Consider the following 14,929-nt stretch of genomic DNA (forward strand, 5'->3'; position numbering starts at 1 on the left):
GCTATCCAGTGTGGGAGCCAGCCTGCTGGCGATTGACCGCGAAGCGGTCACGCAAATCTGTTTTCCGGTGCGCCAGCCCCAGGTTCTGGCGCAACGTCCGGCCCTCATACTCCGTTCTGAACAGTCCACGCCATTGCAGTTCCGGAACCACAGCGTTGGTGAAGTCTTCGAGCCCGTCCGGCAGGTTTGGCACAAACTTCGACAAATCGAAGTTGCCCAGCATACGCCCAAGCAAGGCCACGCCCACCTCCGGTTCGACTGATTGCTGAAACGTTTCACACTTTTCCTGCGCTTTCGCTTCAGTCGGCCGACCACGATAAAAAACTCCAGGCACTGCCAGGTTATCGAGCGGGAAAACGCACCTGTCCTGCAGTTCTCGCTCAGCTCGACAATTCGCGCAAGGCAGCCGCAGCCAGGAACCCTGAACGCGAGTTGTAGCGCTGATCACGCCTGACTGTTTGATCGATACGCTCCAACAGTTGCTCAGGCAGTGTGGCGTTGAACCGCACTGACTTGCCAAAATACGGCGTGATATCAAAATCGACCACGCCCCAGATCCCTCCTGCGTAATCCGGATTATCAAGATGCGCATCAATGTCTTGTACCTGCGGCAGCGGCGCTCCGTCGGCAACCAGACCTTCATAGTGAAGCGCCAACGCCTCCCGAGTACTTTCAAAAGCCTCAGCAACCGTAGCGCCTGCGGAGAAGCAGCCGGGGACATCCGGGATAATCACTCCGTAGTCCGAGTCGGCATCCTTGTGCAGAACGACCGGGAATTTCATGTGGATGAGTCCTTCCTCTGCCAGGCCAATCAAAGGGCCTTCGTTTTCAATGGTGAGCCTCATTTCAAGCCCGCCTGTTTCAATATGCTATTAATCGTCCCCTTGGGAAGATCTGAGTCAGGGTGCTTGATCGTCACCCTCCCCGGCTTAAACAGATGCTTGTATTGAGGATGGCTGCCTTTCACCGCCACCAGATACCAACCATCGTTCTCGATCCTCCTGATCACTTCCCGACTTCGCATTTCCTTCGCCCTGTTCGACAGCTAGAGCTTCTTACAATAGGTGGACCAGGCGCTTTTCATACACACGATACACACGCAGACAAATATTAGCTTACGGAGCAGGCGTGTGGGTATGGGGTGGATCATCGGTAGGTAAGGGCCGGCGAGCAAAACATGTCAACCGCCAGGCATTTTTAAACGAGTCGCAAAATGTGTCGCTAGAACAACCTTATGCGCAATAGCGAGGGCGCGATTGACTATGCTCAAGGTGACACCGCGAAGGCGCTCTTCCCGGCACGACATCTCCACCAGACAGAACCCGCCATGCACACCGCCATCATGATTTTCTTCGGCCTGGTCCTGCTCGCGCTGATGCTCTACATCGGTGAGCGCATCGGCTTCGGTCGGCAGACCATGGCCTACGGCTTCGCCGCGCTGTGGCTGGCGTTGACGTTGATCAATGGCGCGGTGGGGGTGGTGCATGCCAGCCAGTCCGTTGGTTCGGAAATAGCGGTTGGCAGTGCGGTGTTCGGCGTGCCAATGGCGGCGATGGTGTTGTTCATGGTGCTGAGCGCCGAGTCCTGAACAGACCCGACGCTCAGCCGCCGATCAACGCACCAGGTGCAGGAACTGCATGTGCCGTTCGTACTGGTCGAGGATGTCGTTGATGATCTGCTCTTTGGTGTAGCCGACCAGATCGTAGTCCTGACTGCCCTCGCTCAAATGCACTTCGGCGCGGTAATAGCGGCGGTTGTTGAGCTGTTTGGAGCCCATGCCACCGCGCGCAAATGACGGCGTGAAGTAACCGCGCATCTGTACTTGATAGATGAACGGATGCTGCTCGCCATGGCCGATTTCCAGGCTGACGCTGTCATGCGCCGGGTCTGGCTGGGTGACCACGTTCAGGCCTTTCTCGACGAACACTGCCGTGACTTCTTCAATCGCCGGGCGCACCGTGGTGTCCATGAAGCGATACACCTCGTCGCGCGACGGGAAGTGCACTGCCTGGCTCAGGCGCTGGCGCCAGCCACCGGTGCCACGCCGCGAACCGGAAACCGGCGCCAGCGAATGCAACTGCGCAATCTGCTTCTGCGACTCCAGATAGAACGCCTTGTGCAGTCCCCACATCATCAGCAGCAGAATCAGCGAGAACGGCAACGACGTGAGTACCACCGCTGACTTCAGTGCATCGATGCTGCCGGAGAACAACAGCGCACTGGTGATCAGCGCAGTCATCGCGCCCCAGAACACCCGCAGCCATTTCGGTCCGTCTTCGTCCGGGTTACCGCCCTTGGCCGACAGCGTCGAAAGCACGACAGTGCCGGAGTCCGCCGAGGTGACGAAGAACACGAAGCTGATGAACACCGTCACCGCGATCACGGTTTTGCTCCACGGATAGGTTTCCAGCAACAGATAAATGCTCATCGACGGGTTGTCGATGGCCGACATGCCCAGCGCGCTCATGCCATGGTTGAGCACTTGATCAAGCGCGCTGTTACCAAAAATCGACATCCACGCCAGGGTGAAACCGAGCGGAATCAACAGCACGCCGAAGACGAATTCGCGGATGGTGCGGCCACGGGAAATCCGTGCGATGAACAGGCCCACGAAAGGCGACCAGGCAATCCACCAGGCCCAGTAGAACACCGTCCAGCCGCCGAGCCAGTCGCTCGGTTTGTCGTAGGCGTAGAGGTCGAAGCTCTTCATCGGCAGGGCGCCGAGATAGTCGCCAAGGTTCTGGATCAGGGTGTTGAGCAAGTGCTGGGTCGGCCCGGCGAACAACACGAACAGCAGCAGCGCACAGGCCAGCAGCATGTTGATGTCGGACATCACCCGCACGCCTTTATCGACACCGGAGACGGCGACGATAATCGCTGCGCCCATCATCAATGTGATCAGGCCGACCTGAATCCACTGGGTGTGAGCGATGCCGAAGAGATAGTCGAGACCGGAGTTGAGGTGCAGCACGCCAAAGCCCATGTCGGCACCCAGACCGAACACCGTGGCGATGATTCCGAAGCCATCGACCGCGTAACCGATCGGCCCGTTGATGCGTTTGCCGATCAGCGGATACAGCGCCGAGCGTAGCGCCAGCGGCAGGTTGTGACGGTAAGCGAAATAGGCCAGCGCCATGCCGACGAAGGCGAACACGCCCCATCCATGCAGACCCCAGTGCAGAAACAGAATCTGCATCGCCTGACGCGCCGCATCCGCGGTGCCCGCCTCGCCTTGCGGCGGCTGAATCATGTGCGTCAGTGGTTCGGACACGCAAAAGAAAAACAGCGTGATGCTGATCCCGGCGGCGAACAGCATGCCGGCCCAGGACAGATAACTGAATTCGGGCTCGTCGTGGTCGGCACCGAGTTTTATCTTGCCGTAGCCGGATAAGGCGGTGACCACAACGAAGATCAGATACACCGTCATCGCGAGCATGTAATACCAGCCGACCGTGTTGGCCGCCCAGTTCTGCGCTTGCAGCAGCCAGGCGCCAGCCTGCTCGGGCATGGCGATAACGACAAGGCCAAACAACAGAATGACCGTTGCGGCGAAGTAGAACACCGGCGGATTCATCCGCACCAGACCGCTGGCGGGGGTAGACGATGCACTCATGAAACGTGCACCTCGAGGGATTGAAACATGGCTGAAATGATCGGACTCAGCAAAGGCAAGCCTCCTGTTGTGAGCGGGCAGCGAACCACCGGTTTAACTTGAATGAACGTTCAAGTTAAACATGGATAGGGTGGTAAGGACTAATCGCAGGGCTGGGCGGTAGTTTTCCTATAGCGGCCCGAGGAGGGGTATGACGCGGGATTCGGGGGATTCGTTCATTGCTCCGGTTGCAGAATCAAAAGCCCCTCACCCTAGCCCTCCCGAAACGTCGGACCGCCCAGAGGGAGAGGGGACTGATCGGGGGATATTAAGAGATACGCCGAGGCGAACCTGCTGTAGCGAATCCATAATCGTCTCGGTCTCTCAGGTCGATGGATAACCCGAAACACCTCCGTCGGCTCCCTCTCCCTTTGGGAGAGGGCTGGGGTGAGGGGAAAAGGATTCCACGTCCTTATTTCTGCGTCCCGTCATCATGCTGCAGATTCGCCTGCGTCAGATTCGCCCCCGCCGGCACACTGCGGGTCAGCCACACATTGCCGCCGATGGTCGAGCCCTTGCCGATGGTGATCCGTCCGAGAATCGTCGCCCCGGCGTAAATCACCACATCGTCCTCAACGATCGGATGGCGCGGATGGCCTTTCTGCAACTGGCCGTCCTCGTCCGCCGGAAAGCGCTTTGCCCCCAACGTCACGGCCTGATAAATCCGCACCCGCTCGCCAATGATTGCCGTCTCGCCAATCACCACACCCGTGCCATGATCGATAAAGAAACTGCGGCCGATCTGCGCGCCCGGATGAATGTCGATACCGGTCGCCGAGTGGGCGATTTCCGCGCTGATCCGCGCCAGCAGCGGCAAACCGGCGCGGTACAAATGATGCGCAAGGCGATGGTGAATCACCGCCAGAATCCCCGGATAGCAAATCAGCACTTCGTCGACACTGCGCGCGGCCGGATCACCGTGATAGGCCGCCAGCACATCGGTGTCGAGCAAGGTGCGCAAGCCAGGCAAAGCCAAGGCAAAATCCTGAACGATCTGAATCGCGCGGGCTTCGACCTCGCTGTCGTCCTGCGCACTGTGCCGCGCTACGTAACGCAATTCCAGACGGGTCTGCGTCAGCAAGGCATTCAGCGCGACGTCCAGAGTGTGGCCGACATAAAAGTCTTCACTTTCTTCACGCAGATCCACCGGGCCCAGGCGCATCGGGAATAGCGCGCCGCACAGTGCTTCAAGAATCTCCGCCATTGCTGCGCGCGAAGGCAACTCGCGACCACCCTGCTCACCGGAAGCCCGGCCATTCTGTGCCCGCCACTGATCGCGCGCGCTGCGCAACCGGCCGACGATGGTGTGCAATTGCCAATGACTGGAACGCTCGCTCACGGTAGAGACTCCTCACGGGCGGCCGGACTGTCTGGCCGCGTCAACGGCGCCCACTTTACGGCATGACCGCGAGGGCAAATTAAGAACCGATAGTGCTGACGTAAGTCCAGTTGGCTATAAGCGATTGGCGGTTGCCCCTGCAAAAGCGCGTGCCTATAGTCGTTTCATCTTCCTCCGCCAGTACGGACCCATGATCAAGAATCAGCTGGAACGCTTTAACCGTCTCGACCTGCTCGGCCATCCTACGCCACTGGAAAAACTCGAGCGTCTGTCCACATGGCTCGGCCGCGAGGTGTACATCAAACGCGATGACCTGACGCCGCTGGCCATGGGTGGCAACAAGCTGCGCAAACTCGAATACCTCGGCTCGGATGCTCTGGCACAAGGCGCCGACACGCTGATCACCGCCGGTGCGCTGCAATCGAACCACGTTCGCCAGACGGCTGCGCTGGCCGCCCGTCTAGGTCTTGGTTGCGTGGCGCTGCTGGAAAATCCGCTGGGTACCGAGGACAGCAATTACATCGGCAATGGCAACCGCCTGCTGCTGGACCTGTTCGATGCCAAGGTCGAGCTGGTCGACAATCTGGACAACGCTGACGAACAACTGGCCGCCCTCGCCGTGCGTCTGCGCAGCAACGGCAAAAAGCCCTATCTGGTGCCGATCGGCGGTTCCAATGCACTGGGTGCGTTAGGTTACGTGCGCGCCGGGCTGGAACTGGCCGAACAGATCAAAGACACCGGACTTGAGTTCGCTGCCGTCGTATTGGCATCGGGCAGCGCTGGTACGCATAGCGGCCTGGCCCTGGCGCTGAGCGAGGCGTTGCCGCAACTGCCAGTGATTGGCGTGACCGTGTCGCGCAGCGAAGAAGATCAGCGGCCGAAGGTCCAGAGCCTGGCCGAGCGCACCGCGGGGCTGCTCGGTGTCGAGTTGCCGACCAGTTTCAAAGTCGAACTGTGGGACGAGTATTTCGGCCCGCGCTATGGTGAGCCGAACGCCGGAACCCTGGCAGCGGTGAAACTGCTGGCGGGTCAGGAAGGTCTGTTGCTTGACCCGGTCTATACCGGCAAGGCCATGGCCGGGTTGCTCGATGGCATCGGGCGCCAGCGCTTTGATGACGGACCGATCATTTTCCTCCACACCGGCGGTGCGCCGGCGTTGTTTGCCTATAAGGATTTTCTGTAACTGATCGTTCCCACGCTCCGCACGGAAACACAGCCCGGGGCGCTCTGCGTTCTTTCCAGAGCTGGAGCGCGGAGCGCACCTTGAGGCATTCCCACGCCGAGCGTGGGGACGACTTATATGCAGGAAAAGAATAACCAGTCAGATATTGAGTATTTTCAAGTCTATATCCGACATCCTATAGTCACGCCGCGGGCGAATTTCGGGCGAGACGCATAAGCTGCTTTGAGGCAGGATAGCGCTGTCGTCAAATTCCCGAATGTGCCTACATTCCTTAAGCGTCTTCCATAAGAAAACACAGGGGCTTGTCATGAATTTTTCCGCACTACGTCGCACTCTGCTGGTCGGTTCGCTGGGGCTTGCGCTGGGCGCCGGTCTGATCGGCCAGGCCGTGGCCGGTGAGCAACTGCAACAGATCAAGGACAAAGGCGTACTCAACGTCGGCCTGGAAGGCACTTATCCACCGTTCAGTTTCGTCGACGAGAACGGCAAGCTGTCCGGTTTCGAAGTCGAACTCTCCGAAGCGCTGGCGCAAAAACTGGGTGTCAAAGCCAAGGTTCAGCCGACCAAATGGGATGGCATCCTCGCCGCGCTGGAATCCAAGCGTCTGGACATCGTAGTCAATCAGGTGACCATCTCCGACGAGCGCAAGAAGAAGTATGACTTCTCCAAACCGTATACCGTTTCCGGGATCCAGGCGCTGGTGCTGAAGAACAAGGAAGCAGCGCTGAACATCAAGACCGCTGCTGACCTGTCCGGCAAGAAAGTCGGCGTCGGCCTGGGCACCAACTATGAACAATGGGTTCGCGCCAACGTGCCAGGTGCTGACGTACGCACCTACGATGATGATCCGACCAAATTCGCCGACCTCAACAACGGCCGCACCGATGCGATCCTGATCGACCGTCTGGCCGCGCTGGAATATGCCAAGAAAGCCCCGAAAACCGTCGCCGCGGGTGAAGCGTTCTCGCGTCAGGAATCCGGGATCGCCCTGCGCAAAGGCGAGCCGGAACTGCTGGCTGCGGTGAACAAGGCCCTCGACGAACTGCGCGCCGACGGCACGCTGGAAAAGCTGTCGAAGAAATACTTCAACGCTGACGTCACTCAATAATGGAAGAAGCTTTCCAACTCGCCCTGGATTCCGCGCCCTTCCTGCTCAAGGGCGCGTATTACACGGTAGTCCTCAGCCTCGGCGGCATGTTTTTCGGCCTGCTGCTGGGCTTCGGTCTGGCGCTGATGCGCCTGTCGCGCTTCAAATCGGTCAGCTGGCTGGCACGCATCTACGTGTCGTTCTTTCGCGGCACGCCGTTGCTGGTGCAACTGTTCGTGATCTATTACGGCTTGCCGCAATTGGGTCTCGAGCTTGATCCGCTGCCGGCGGCATTGATCGGCTTCTCGCTGAACATGGCCGCCTACGCCTGTGAAATCCTCCGCGCCGCGATCGGTTCGATCGAACGTGGTCAGTGGGAAGCGGCTGCGAGCATCGGCATGACCCGCGCGCAGACCTTGCGCCGGGCCATCCTGCCGCAAGCGATGCGCACGGCGCTGCCGCCGCTGGGCAACAGCTTCATTTCGCTGGTCAAGGACACCGCGCTCGCCGCCACCATTCAGGTGCCGGAGCTGTTCCGCCAGGCGCAACTGATTACCGCCCGGACTTTTGAAGTCTTCACCATGTATCTTGCCGCCGCGCTGATCTACTGGATTCTGGCCACGGTGCTGTCGCACCTGCAGAACAAGTTGGAAGAGCGGGTCAATCGGCACGACCAGGAGTCCTGAGCCCATGATTGTCGTGGAAAAACTGACCAAGCAATTCAAGAGTCAGGTCGTACTTGACGGCATCGATCTGGAGGTCAAGGAAGGTGAGGTCGTGGCGATCATCGGCCCCAGCGGTTCGGGGAAAACCACGTTCCTGCGTTGCCTGAATTTCCTTGAACAACCCACCAGCGGCCGGATCAAGGTTGGCGACATCGAAATCGATACCAGCCGCCCGCTGAACCAGCAACAGAGCCTGGTGCGCAATCTGCGCCAGCACGTGGGTTTCGTGTTCCAGAACTTCAACCTGTTCCCCCATCGCACCGCGCTGGAAAATGTCATCGAAGGCCCGATCGTGGTCAAGAAGATCCCGCGCGACGAGGCTGTTGCGCTCGGCAAAAAACTCTTGGCCAAGGTCGGACTCGCCGGCAAAGAGGATGCTTACCCGCGTCGTCTCTCCGGTGGTCAGCAGCAGCGCGTCGCAATTGCCCGGGCCCTGGCGATGGAGCCGGAAGTGATTCTGTTCGATGAGCCGACCTCGGCGCTCGACCCGGAACTGGTCGGGGAGGTGCTGGCGACCATCCGCGGCCTCGCTGAAGAGAAACGCACCATGGTCATCGTCACGCACGAGATGGGTTTTGCTCGCGACGTGGCCAACCGTGTGGTGTTTTTCGACAAGGGCGTGATTGTCGAACAAGGTGAAGCCAAGGCATTGTTTGCCAATCCGAAAGAACAGCGCACACAACAGTTTCTCAGCAAGTTCCTGAATCACGCCTGAGTCTCTTTCAAGTGCGTATCGGCAACTTCCAGGGATGGAAGATGCCTTATCAAGATCTATATAAAGCAATATCAAAAATACTTGGACGAGCGCATCTGCAAACATTGTGCAACAGTTGAATAGCGCTTGTAAGCTGAGCCCTTCGATTTGATCACGCCCCCATAAACCCAAGTAGAAACGGACCAGAAGCCGCGGAGCTCGTGGCCCGATTCGCCTCGACACCTAGGCTTTCGGCGTCCGCGCCGTAGGACCTTTCTGATTAACTTGTAATTCGCCGATTAACTAATTTCGTCTATTGACACTCCTCCCGGCACACTCTTATCTAGTCGACAACCGGCTCCACCCAGTTCAGTCACGCCGTCTTCAACTTGAATAAAAGTTTGACGCTTTATTGCCGGTTTATTCACGCCTTTTGTTCTTTCAGAAACGGACTTCGCTGCAAGGCTTCAAGGAGAGAAATAGATGAACCGCACTTCGCATACCCCCGAACTGGCAGCGCCGAGCCTGGCGCCCGCGCAGAAAACCGGCATCAATCTGGCCGCCGCTGCTCACCTGTTGATCGAGGTGGCGCCCTACCCCGACATGGACAGCGGCGACCTTATCGAATTGTTCTGGAACAAGTGTTACGTCGCCTCCAGGGTTCTGACTGCCGAGGATGTCGGCACGGCGGTCAGCCTGCGGGTGCCGGAAAGCTTCATCGAAAACGGCACTGCGCGTATCCATTACCGGCTGATGCAGGTCGGCCAGGGGCCGGCGTTATCGGCGACAACGCGAGTGCAGGTCAAACTTGATTGCCCGGGCGGCCAGCCGTCGGCCCTGAGCGCAGACGAAAACCAGCAATTGGCGCCGGTGACGATACCCGAGGTCATTCGCCGCCAGGGCGTCAACCCGAACCAGATCAAACGCGGCGTGCCGCTGAGCATCGAGCCGTACCTGAACATGGCCGAAGATGACGCCATCACCTTGCGCTGGGGTGATGTGCGGATGGACCTGGCACCGATCACCGCAGCCGACATCGGCTTGCCGATCCAGGTCTGGGTGCCGCCGGCGGTGATTGTCGAAGCGGGCGAAGATCTGCGACTGGACGTGACCTATTGCATCCTCGATCGGGTCGGCAACAACTCCCGCTGGGCACCGCCGCGCACGCTGAAAATTGGCTGCGTCAATCCCTACCTGAAAGTCCCGTTGAAGCAGGAATTCGAAGCGGCCGAAGCACGTGAGCATTGATGCTGTCGCGAGGTGACGAGGGTTCGCCCCCTCCTTCTATACATATTCCTAAAAGTTAGTTTATTTAATATTTATACGCGCTTAGGGTATATACACCGGACCACCGGACATTCCTTCGTTCGCCGCACCTTGCGGCGTTTTCAATGAGATGTGAGGTAGGTCGTATGGTCCGGAAGTCAATCACCCCAGTGCAGATCGCCAGGGCATTGCGTGCAGCCAGGGAGTGGCACTGATGTCCAGTCTGGCCGATGCAAACGTCCAGTCGGATCTGGACATCGCCCCGCTGTTGTTGCCCGCGCAGGTCTTGCGCAACGACGCCCAGGCCATCAAGGCTGCCCATGAGCTGGCGCAGGTCGCCCGCGTTCAGGCGGCGAAACGCGATCGTCAGCGCAAGTTGCCGTGGTCGGAAATCGAGCAGTTCACCCGCAGCGGCCTGGGCAGCATTGCCATCCCGCGCGAGTACGGTGGCCCGCAGGTTTCGTTCGTCACGCTGGCGGAAGTCTTCGCCATCATCTCCGCCGCCGACCCGGCGTTGGGGCAAATCCCGCAGAACCAGTTCGGCATCATTCATCTGGTCCTCGGCTGCGCCAGCGCGGCGCAGAAACAGCAGTTGTTCGACAGTGTTCTGCAAGGCTGGCGCATCGGCAACGCCGGCCCGGAACGCGGCAGCAAAAATACCCTGGAATTGAAAGCGCGGATCACCGCCGATGGCGATGGCTATCTGATCAACGGCCAGAAGTTCTACTCAACCGGCGCGCTGTTTGCGCACTGGGTGGCGGTGAAAGCGCTGAACGATGAAGGCAAGCAAGTGCTGGCGTTCGTCCGGCGCGGCACGCCGGGTTTGCGCATCGTCGACGACTGGTCGGGCTTCGGTCAGCGCACCACCGCCAGCGGCACGATTTTGCTCAACAACGTGCGCGTCGAGTCGAGCCTGGTCATCGACAACTGGAAGATCAACGAAACGCCGAACACCCAGGGCGCCGTGTCGCAGTTGATTCAGGCAGCCATTGATGCCGGCATCGCTCGTGGCGCGATTGACGATGCCATCGAATTCGTCCAAACCCGTGCACGGCCGTGGATCGACGCCAAGGTCGATCGCGCCAGCGATGACCTCTACGTGATCGCCGATATCGGCAAACTGAAGATCGAATTGCATGCCGCCGAAGCGCTGCTGCGCAAGGCAGGCCAAGTGCTCGATCAGGTGCACGCCGCACCGATCACCGCGGCCTCCGCCGCGCGTGCGTCGATCGCCGTGGCCGAAGCGAAAGTGCTGACTACCGAGATTTCCTTGCTTGCCAGCGAAAAGCTTTTCGAACTGGCCGGCAGCCGCGCGACCCTCGCCGAATTCAACCTCGACCGCCACTGGCGCAACGCCCGGGTGCACACCCTGCACGACCCGGTGCGCTGGAAATACCACGCGGTCGGCGCCTATCGCCTCAACGGCACGCTGCCTGCTCGTCACTCCTGGATCTGACGACCAGAACACTTTTGACCAGATCTCTGGAGAAGCACATGACTTTTTCCCAACCCGTCGCGCTCATCACCAGCGATGAGCAAGCCCTGATCGTCGCCAGCGACCTGGCCGAAGATTTCCAACGCGACAGCGCCCTGCGCGATCGTGAAAGGCGCCTGCCGCTGCCCGAGCTGGAGGGGTTTTCCCGCTCCGGCCTGTGGGGCATCAGCGTGCCCAAGGCGTACGGCGGCGCTGGCGTGTCCAACGTGACCCTGGCCAAAGTCATCGCCCTGATCGCGCAGGCCGACGGTTCGCTCGGGCAGATTCCGCAAAACCATTTCTACGCACTGGAAGTGCTGCGGGTCAACGGCAGCGAGCAGCAAAAACAGCGCCTGTACGCCGATGTTCTCGTCGGCCAGCGTTTCGGCAATGCCTTGGCGGAACTGGGTACTAAAACCGCTCACGACCGCGTAACCAGTCTCAAGCGCGACGGCGATGGTTATCGCATCAACGGCCGCAAGTTCTACGCGACCGGGGCGATTTACGCGCAGCGCATTCCGACCTCGGTGGTGGACGAAAATGGCGTGCAGCAACTGGCCTTTGTCCCACGTAACAGCAAAGGTCTGAGCGTGATCGACGACTGGAGTGGTTTCGGCCAGCGCACCACTGGCAGCGGCTCGGTAGTCTTCGAAGATGTATACGTCGCGGCTGAAGACGTGCTTCCGTTTCAAAGTGCTTTCGAACGGCCGACCACGGTCGGCCCGCTGGCACAAATTCTTCACGCCGCCATCGATACCGGTATCGCTCGCGCCGCTTACGAGGACGCCTTGCATTTCGTGCGCAGCAAGACGCGGCCGTGGATCGACTCCGGCAATGACAAAGCCACCGAGGACCCGCTGACCCTGAAGAGCTTCGGTCACCTGAGTATCCGCCTGCACGCCAGCGAAGCCCTGCTTGAACGTGCCGGCGAATTCCTTGATGCCGCACAGGCTGACACCAACGCCGAAACCGTTGCAGCGGCCTCAATCGCCGTCGCCGAAGCACGCGCGATCAGCACGGAAATATCGCTGGCGGCGGGCAGCACATTGTTCGAGCTGGCCGGCAGCCAGGCCACCCTCGCCGAGCACGGCCTCGACCGCCACTGGCGCAACGCCCGGGTGCACACGTTGCATGACCCAGTGCGCTGGAAATATCACGCGGTCGGCAATTATTACCTCAACGACGAAAAGCCTCCGCTGCGAGGGACGATCTGATGAGCGCGGCGAAAAAGAAGATTCTGCTCAACGCGTTCAACATGAACTGCATCGGCCATATCAATCACGGATTGTGGACGCATCCGCGCGATACCTCGACCCGTTACAACACGATCGAATACTGGACCGAACTGGCGCAATTGCTCGAACGCGGCCTGTTCGACGGCTTGTTCATCGCCGACATCGTCGGGGTGTATGACGTCTACCAGAACTCGCTCGACGTGACGCTGAAAGAGGCGATCCAGTTGCCGGTCAACGACCCTTTGCTGCTGGTCTCGGCAATGGCTGCTGTGACGAAAAATCTCGGCTTTGGCCTCACCGCCAATCTCACCTACGAAGCGCCGTATCTGTTCGCCAGGCGTCTGTCGACGCTCGATCATTTGAGCCGTGGCCGGGTGGGCTGGAACATCGTCACCGGCTATCTCGACAGCGCCGCCAAAGCCATGGGCCTCAGCGCGCAGGTTGAACATGACCGCCGTTACGACCAGGCCGACGAGTATTTACAGGTGCTCTACAAACTCTGGGAAGGCAGTTGGGAAAATGGCGCGGTGCTCAACGACCGCGCGCAGCGCATCTACGCGCAGCCGGACAAAGTCCATAAGGTCGAGCATAAGGGCGAGTTCTACCAGGTCGAGGGTTATCACCTGTGCGAACCGTCGCCGCAGCGTTCGCCGGTGCTGTTTCAGGCCGGCAGTTCCGAGCGCGGTTTGCAGTTCGCCGGGCGCCACGCCGAGTGCGTGTTCATCAGCGGCCAGAACAAATCGTCGACCAAGGCACAAGTGGACAAGGTCCGCGCCAGTGCGGTTGCTGCGGGACGCAACCCCGAAGACATCAAGGTGTTCATGGGCCTTAATGTGATTGTCGGCGCCAGCGAAGAAGCGGCCTGGGCCAAGCACGCCGAATACCTCGGCTACGCCAGCGCCGAGGCCGGCGTGGCGCATTTTTCCGCCTCCACCGGCATCGACTTCTCCCGGTACGAAATCGACGAACCGATCCAGTACGTGAAAAGCAACGCGATCCAGTCGGCCACCAAAACCCTGCAGAACAACGACTGGACCCGGCGCAAATTGCTCGACCAGCACGCCCTCGGTGGCCGCTACATCACCGTGGTCGGCTCGCCTGAACAAGTGGCCGACGAGCTGGAGTCGTGGATCGCCGAAACCGGGCTGGATGGCTTCAACCTGACCCGCATCGTCACGCCGGAAAGCTATGTGGATTTCATCGACCTGGTGATTCCCGAACTACAGCGGCGCGGCTCGTACAAGACCGCGTATGACAGCGGCACCTTGCGCGAAAAGCTGTTTCACGAAGGGGCGCAGTTGCCCGAGCGACACACAGGCTCCGCGTTTCGCCGCTAAAAGCATCGCTGGCAAGCCAGCTCCCACAAGGGTCTGTGCCGTTCACAAAACCTGTGGGAGCTGGCTTGCCAGCGATGATGCCATCCAATACACCACAAATTCATGCACGGACTGGATAACTCATCATGACCAAGAATCTGCTCTCCCACCCAGTCAAAGCACTGGCCCTGGCCCTCGGCCTGTTCAGCTCGGCAGTATTTGCCGCCGATGCACCCTTGAAAATCGGCACCACCGCCGCCTTCGCCATTCCGCTGGAAGCGGCCGTCGAAGAGGCCTCCAAACAGGGTCTGAAGGTAGAGCTGGTGGAGTTCACCGACTGGATCGCGCCCAACGTCAGCCTCGCTGCCGGCGATATCGACGTGAACTATTTTCAGCACATTCCGTTTCTGGAAAACGCCAAAGCCGCGTCGGGTTTTGATCTGGTGCCGTTCGCGCCGGGGATCATCAACAACGTCGGTCTGTACTCGAAAAAATACAAAAGCTTCGCCGAGTTACCGGAGGGCGCCAGCGTTGCCATCGCCAACGATCCGATCAACAGCGGTCGCGGTCTGCAATTGCTGGCCAAGGCCGGTTTGATCACGCTCAAACCAGGCGTCGGCTACAAAGCCACCGAGGATGACATCGTCGCCAATCCGAAGAAAATCAAGATTCTCCAGGTCGAAGCCGTGCAACTGGTGCGCGCCTACGATGACGCCGATCTGGTCCAGGGCTACCCGGCCTACATTCGTTTGGCGAAGACCTTCGATGCCGGTTCGGCGCTGCTGTTCGACGGCCTCGATCACAAGGAATACGTGATTCAGTTCGTCATTCAGCCGAAGAGCAAAACCGATCCGCGCCTGATCAAATTCGTCGACATCTACCAGCATTCGCCGGCCGTTCGCGCAGCGCTGGATAAAGCCCACGGCAGGCTCTATCAAGCCGGTTGGGAAAGCTGAGC

General features: G+C 59.6%; 14 protein-coding genes and 1 pseudogene. 10 read left to right on the forward strand and 5 right to left on the reverse strand.

Annotated features, from left to right (window positions below; genetic code table 11):
• Nucleotides 1–47: 47 nt before the first annotated feature.
• The 3 genes and pseudogenes from BLU24_RS27360 to BLU24_RS27370 form a co-directional block, all read right to left on the reverse strand.
• Nucleotides 48–334: pseudogene (locus tag BLU24_RS27360) on the reverse strand (nitrilotriacetate monooxygenase); the annotation flags it as partial.
• A gap of 46 nt (nucleotides 335–380) precedes the next feature.
• The gene (locus BLU24_RS27365) at nucleotides 381–845 is read right to left on the reverse strand and encodes a type II toxin-antitoxin system HicB family antitoxin (protein WP_442965759.1); all 465 of its coding nucleotides are present in this window, start codon (nucleotides 843–845) and stop codon (nucleotides 381–383) included.
• Nucleotides 842–1,024, reverse strand: a complete 183-nt coding sequence (locus BLU24_RS27370; RefSeq protein WP_093106247.1) for a type II toxin-antitoxin system HicA family toxin — start codon at nucleotides 1,022–1,024, stop codon at nucleotides 842–844. Before BLU24_RS27370 ends, BLU24_RS27365 begins: the two co-directional genes overlap by 4 nt.
• Before the next feature lie 303 nt (nucleotides 1,025–1,327).
• Here BLU24_RS27370 and BLU24_RS27375 point away from each other — a divergent pair, with 303 nt between their 5' ends.
• A complete protein-coding gene (locus BLU24_RS27375; RefSeq protein ID WP_093107025.1) occupies nucleotides 1,328–1,588 on the forward strand; it encodes a hypothetical protein in 261 nt (86 codons plus the stop codon).
• A gap of 24 nt (nucleotides 1,589–1,612) precedes the next feature.
• On the opposite strand, the gene betT is transcribed toward BLU24_RS27375, so the two are convergent.
• Together betT and epsC are read right to left on the reverse strand one after the other, a co-directional pair.
• Complete coding sequence (gene betT, locus BLU24_RS27380; RefSeq protein WP_167359944.1) at nucleotides 1,613–3,574, reverse strand: choline transporter BetT; 1,962 nt, start codon at nucleotides 3,572–3,574, stop codon at nucleotides 1,613–1,615.
• Between the two features lie 490 nt (nucleotides 3,575–4,064).
• A complete protein-coding gene (gene epsC / locus BLU24_RS27385; protein WP_093106252.1) occupies nucleotides 4,065–4,991 on the reverse strand; it encodes a serine O-acetyltransferase EpsC in 927 nt (308 codons plus the stop codon).
• Nucleotides 4,992–5,181: 190 nt separating this feature from the next.
• Here epsC and BLU24_RS27390 point away from each other — a divergent pair, with 190 nt between their 5' ends.
• The 9 genes from BLU24_RS27390 (at nucleotide 5,182) to BLU24_RS27430 (ending at nucleotide 14,927) form a co-directional block, all read left to right on the forward strand.
• Nucleotides 5,182–6,174: a D-cysteine desulfhydrase gene (locus BLU24_RS27390; protein ID WP_093106256.1), complete on the forward strand. Its 993-nt coding sequence runs from the start codon at nucleotides 5,182–5,184 to the stop codon at nucleotides 6,172–6,174.
• A 307-nt stretch (nucleotides 6,175–6,481) separates the two neighbouring features.
• On the forward strand, nucleotides 6,482–7,282 hold the full coding sequence (gene tcyJ / locus BLU24_RS27395; protein ID WP_093106261.1) for a cystine ABC transporter substrate-binding protein: 801 nt from the start codon (nucleotides 6,482–6,484) through the stop codon (nucleotides 7,280–7,282).
• Entirely contained in the window at nucleotides 7,282–7,947 is a 666-nt protein-coding gene (gene tcyL, locus BLU24_RS27400; protein WP_093106265.1) for a cystine ABC transporter permease, read from the forward strand. Before tcyJ ends, tcyL begins: the two co-directional genes overlap by 1 nt.
• A gap of 4 nt (nucleotides 7,948–7,951) precedes the next feature.
• Nucleotides 7,952–8,701 carry an L-cystine ABC transporter ATP-binding protein TcyN gene (gene tcyN / locus BLU24_RS27405; RefSeq protein WP_090288255.1) on the forward strand — a complete coding sequence of 250 codons (750 nt, stop codon included), beginning with the start codon at nucleotides 7,952–7,954 and terminating at the stop codon, nucleotides 8,699–8,701.
• A gap of 462 nt (nucleotides 8,702–9,163) precedes the next feature.
• Nucleotides 9,164–9,928 (forward strand): hypothetical protein, encoded by a 765-nt coding sequence (locus BLU24_RS27410; protein ID WP_093106270.1) that lies wholly within the window; start codon nucleotides 9,164–9,166, stop codon nucleotides 9,926–9,928.
• 232 nt (nucleotides 9,929–10,160) lie between these two features.
• Nucleotides 10,161–11,402 carry an SfnB family sulfur acquisition oxidoreductase gene (locus tag BLU24_RS27415; protein WP_093106273.1) on the forward strand — a complete coding sequence of 414 codons (1,242 nt, stop codon included), beginning with the start codon at nucleotides 10,161–10,163 and terminating at the stop codon, nucleotides 11,400–11,402.
• A gap of 38 nt (nucleotides 11,403–11,440) precedes the next feature.
• The gene (locus BLU24_RS27420; RefSeq protein ID WP_093106278.1) at nucleotides 11,441–12,634 is read left to right on the forward strand and encodes an SfnB family sulfur acquisition oxidoreductase; all 1,194 of its coding nucleotides are present in this window, start codon (nucleotides 11,441–11,443) and stop codon (nucleotides 12,632–12,634) included.
• Nucleotides 12,634–13,992 (forward strand): LLM class flavin-dependent oxidoreductase, encoded by a 1,359-nt coding sequence (locus tag BLU24_RS27425; protein WP_093106283.1) that lies wholly within the window; start codon nucleotides 12,634–12,636, stop codon nucleotides 13,990–13,992. The genes BLU24_RS27420 and BLU24_RS27425 overlap by 1 nt, the downstream gene beginning before the upstream one ends.
• A 125-nt stretch (nucleotides 13,993–14,117) precedes the next feature.
• On the forward strand, nucleotides 14,118–14,927 hold the full coding sequence (locus tag BLU24_RS27430; RefSeq protein WP_093106289.1) for a MetQ/NlpA family ABC transporter substrate-binding protein: 810 nt from the start codon (nucleotides 14,118–14,120) through the stop codon (nucleotides 14,925–14,927).
• The last annotated feature ends 2 nt before the right edge of the window (nucleotides 14,928–14,929 follow it).

Source organism: Pseudomonas sp. Z003-0.4C(8344-21), from assembly GCF_900104975.1.
Taxonomy (GTDB): domain Bacteria; phylum Pseudomonadota; class Gammaproteobacteria; order Pseudomonadales; family Pseudomonadaceae; genus Aquipseudomonas; species Aquipseudomonas granadensis.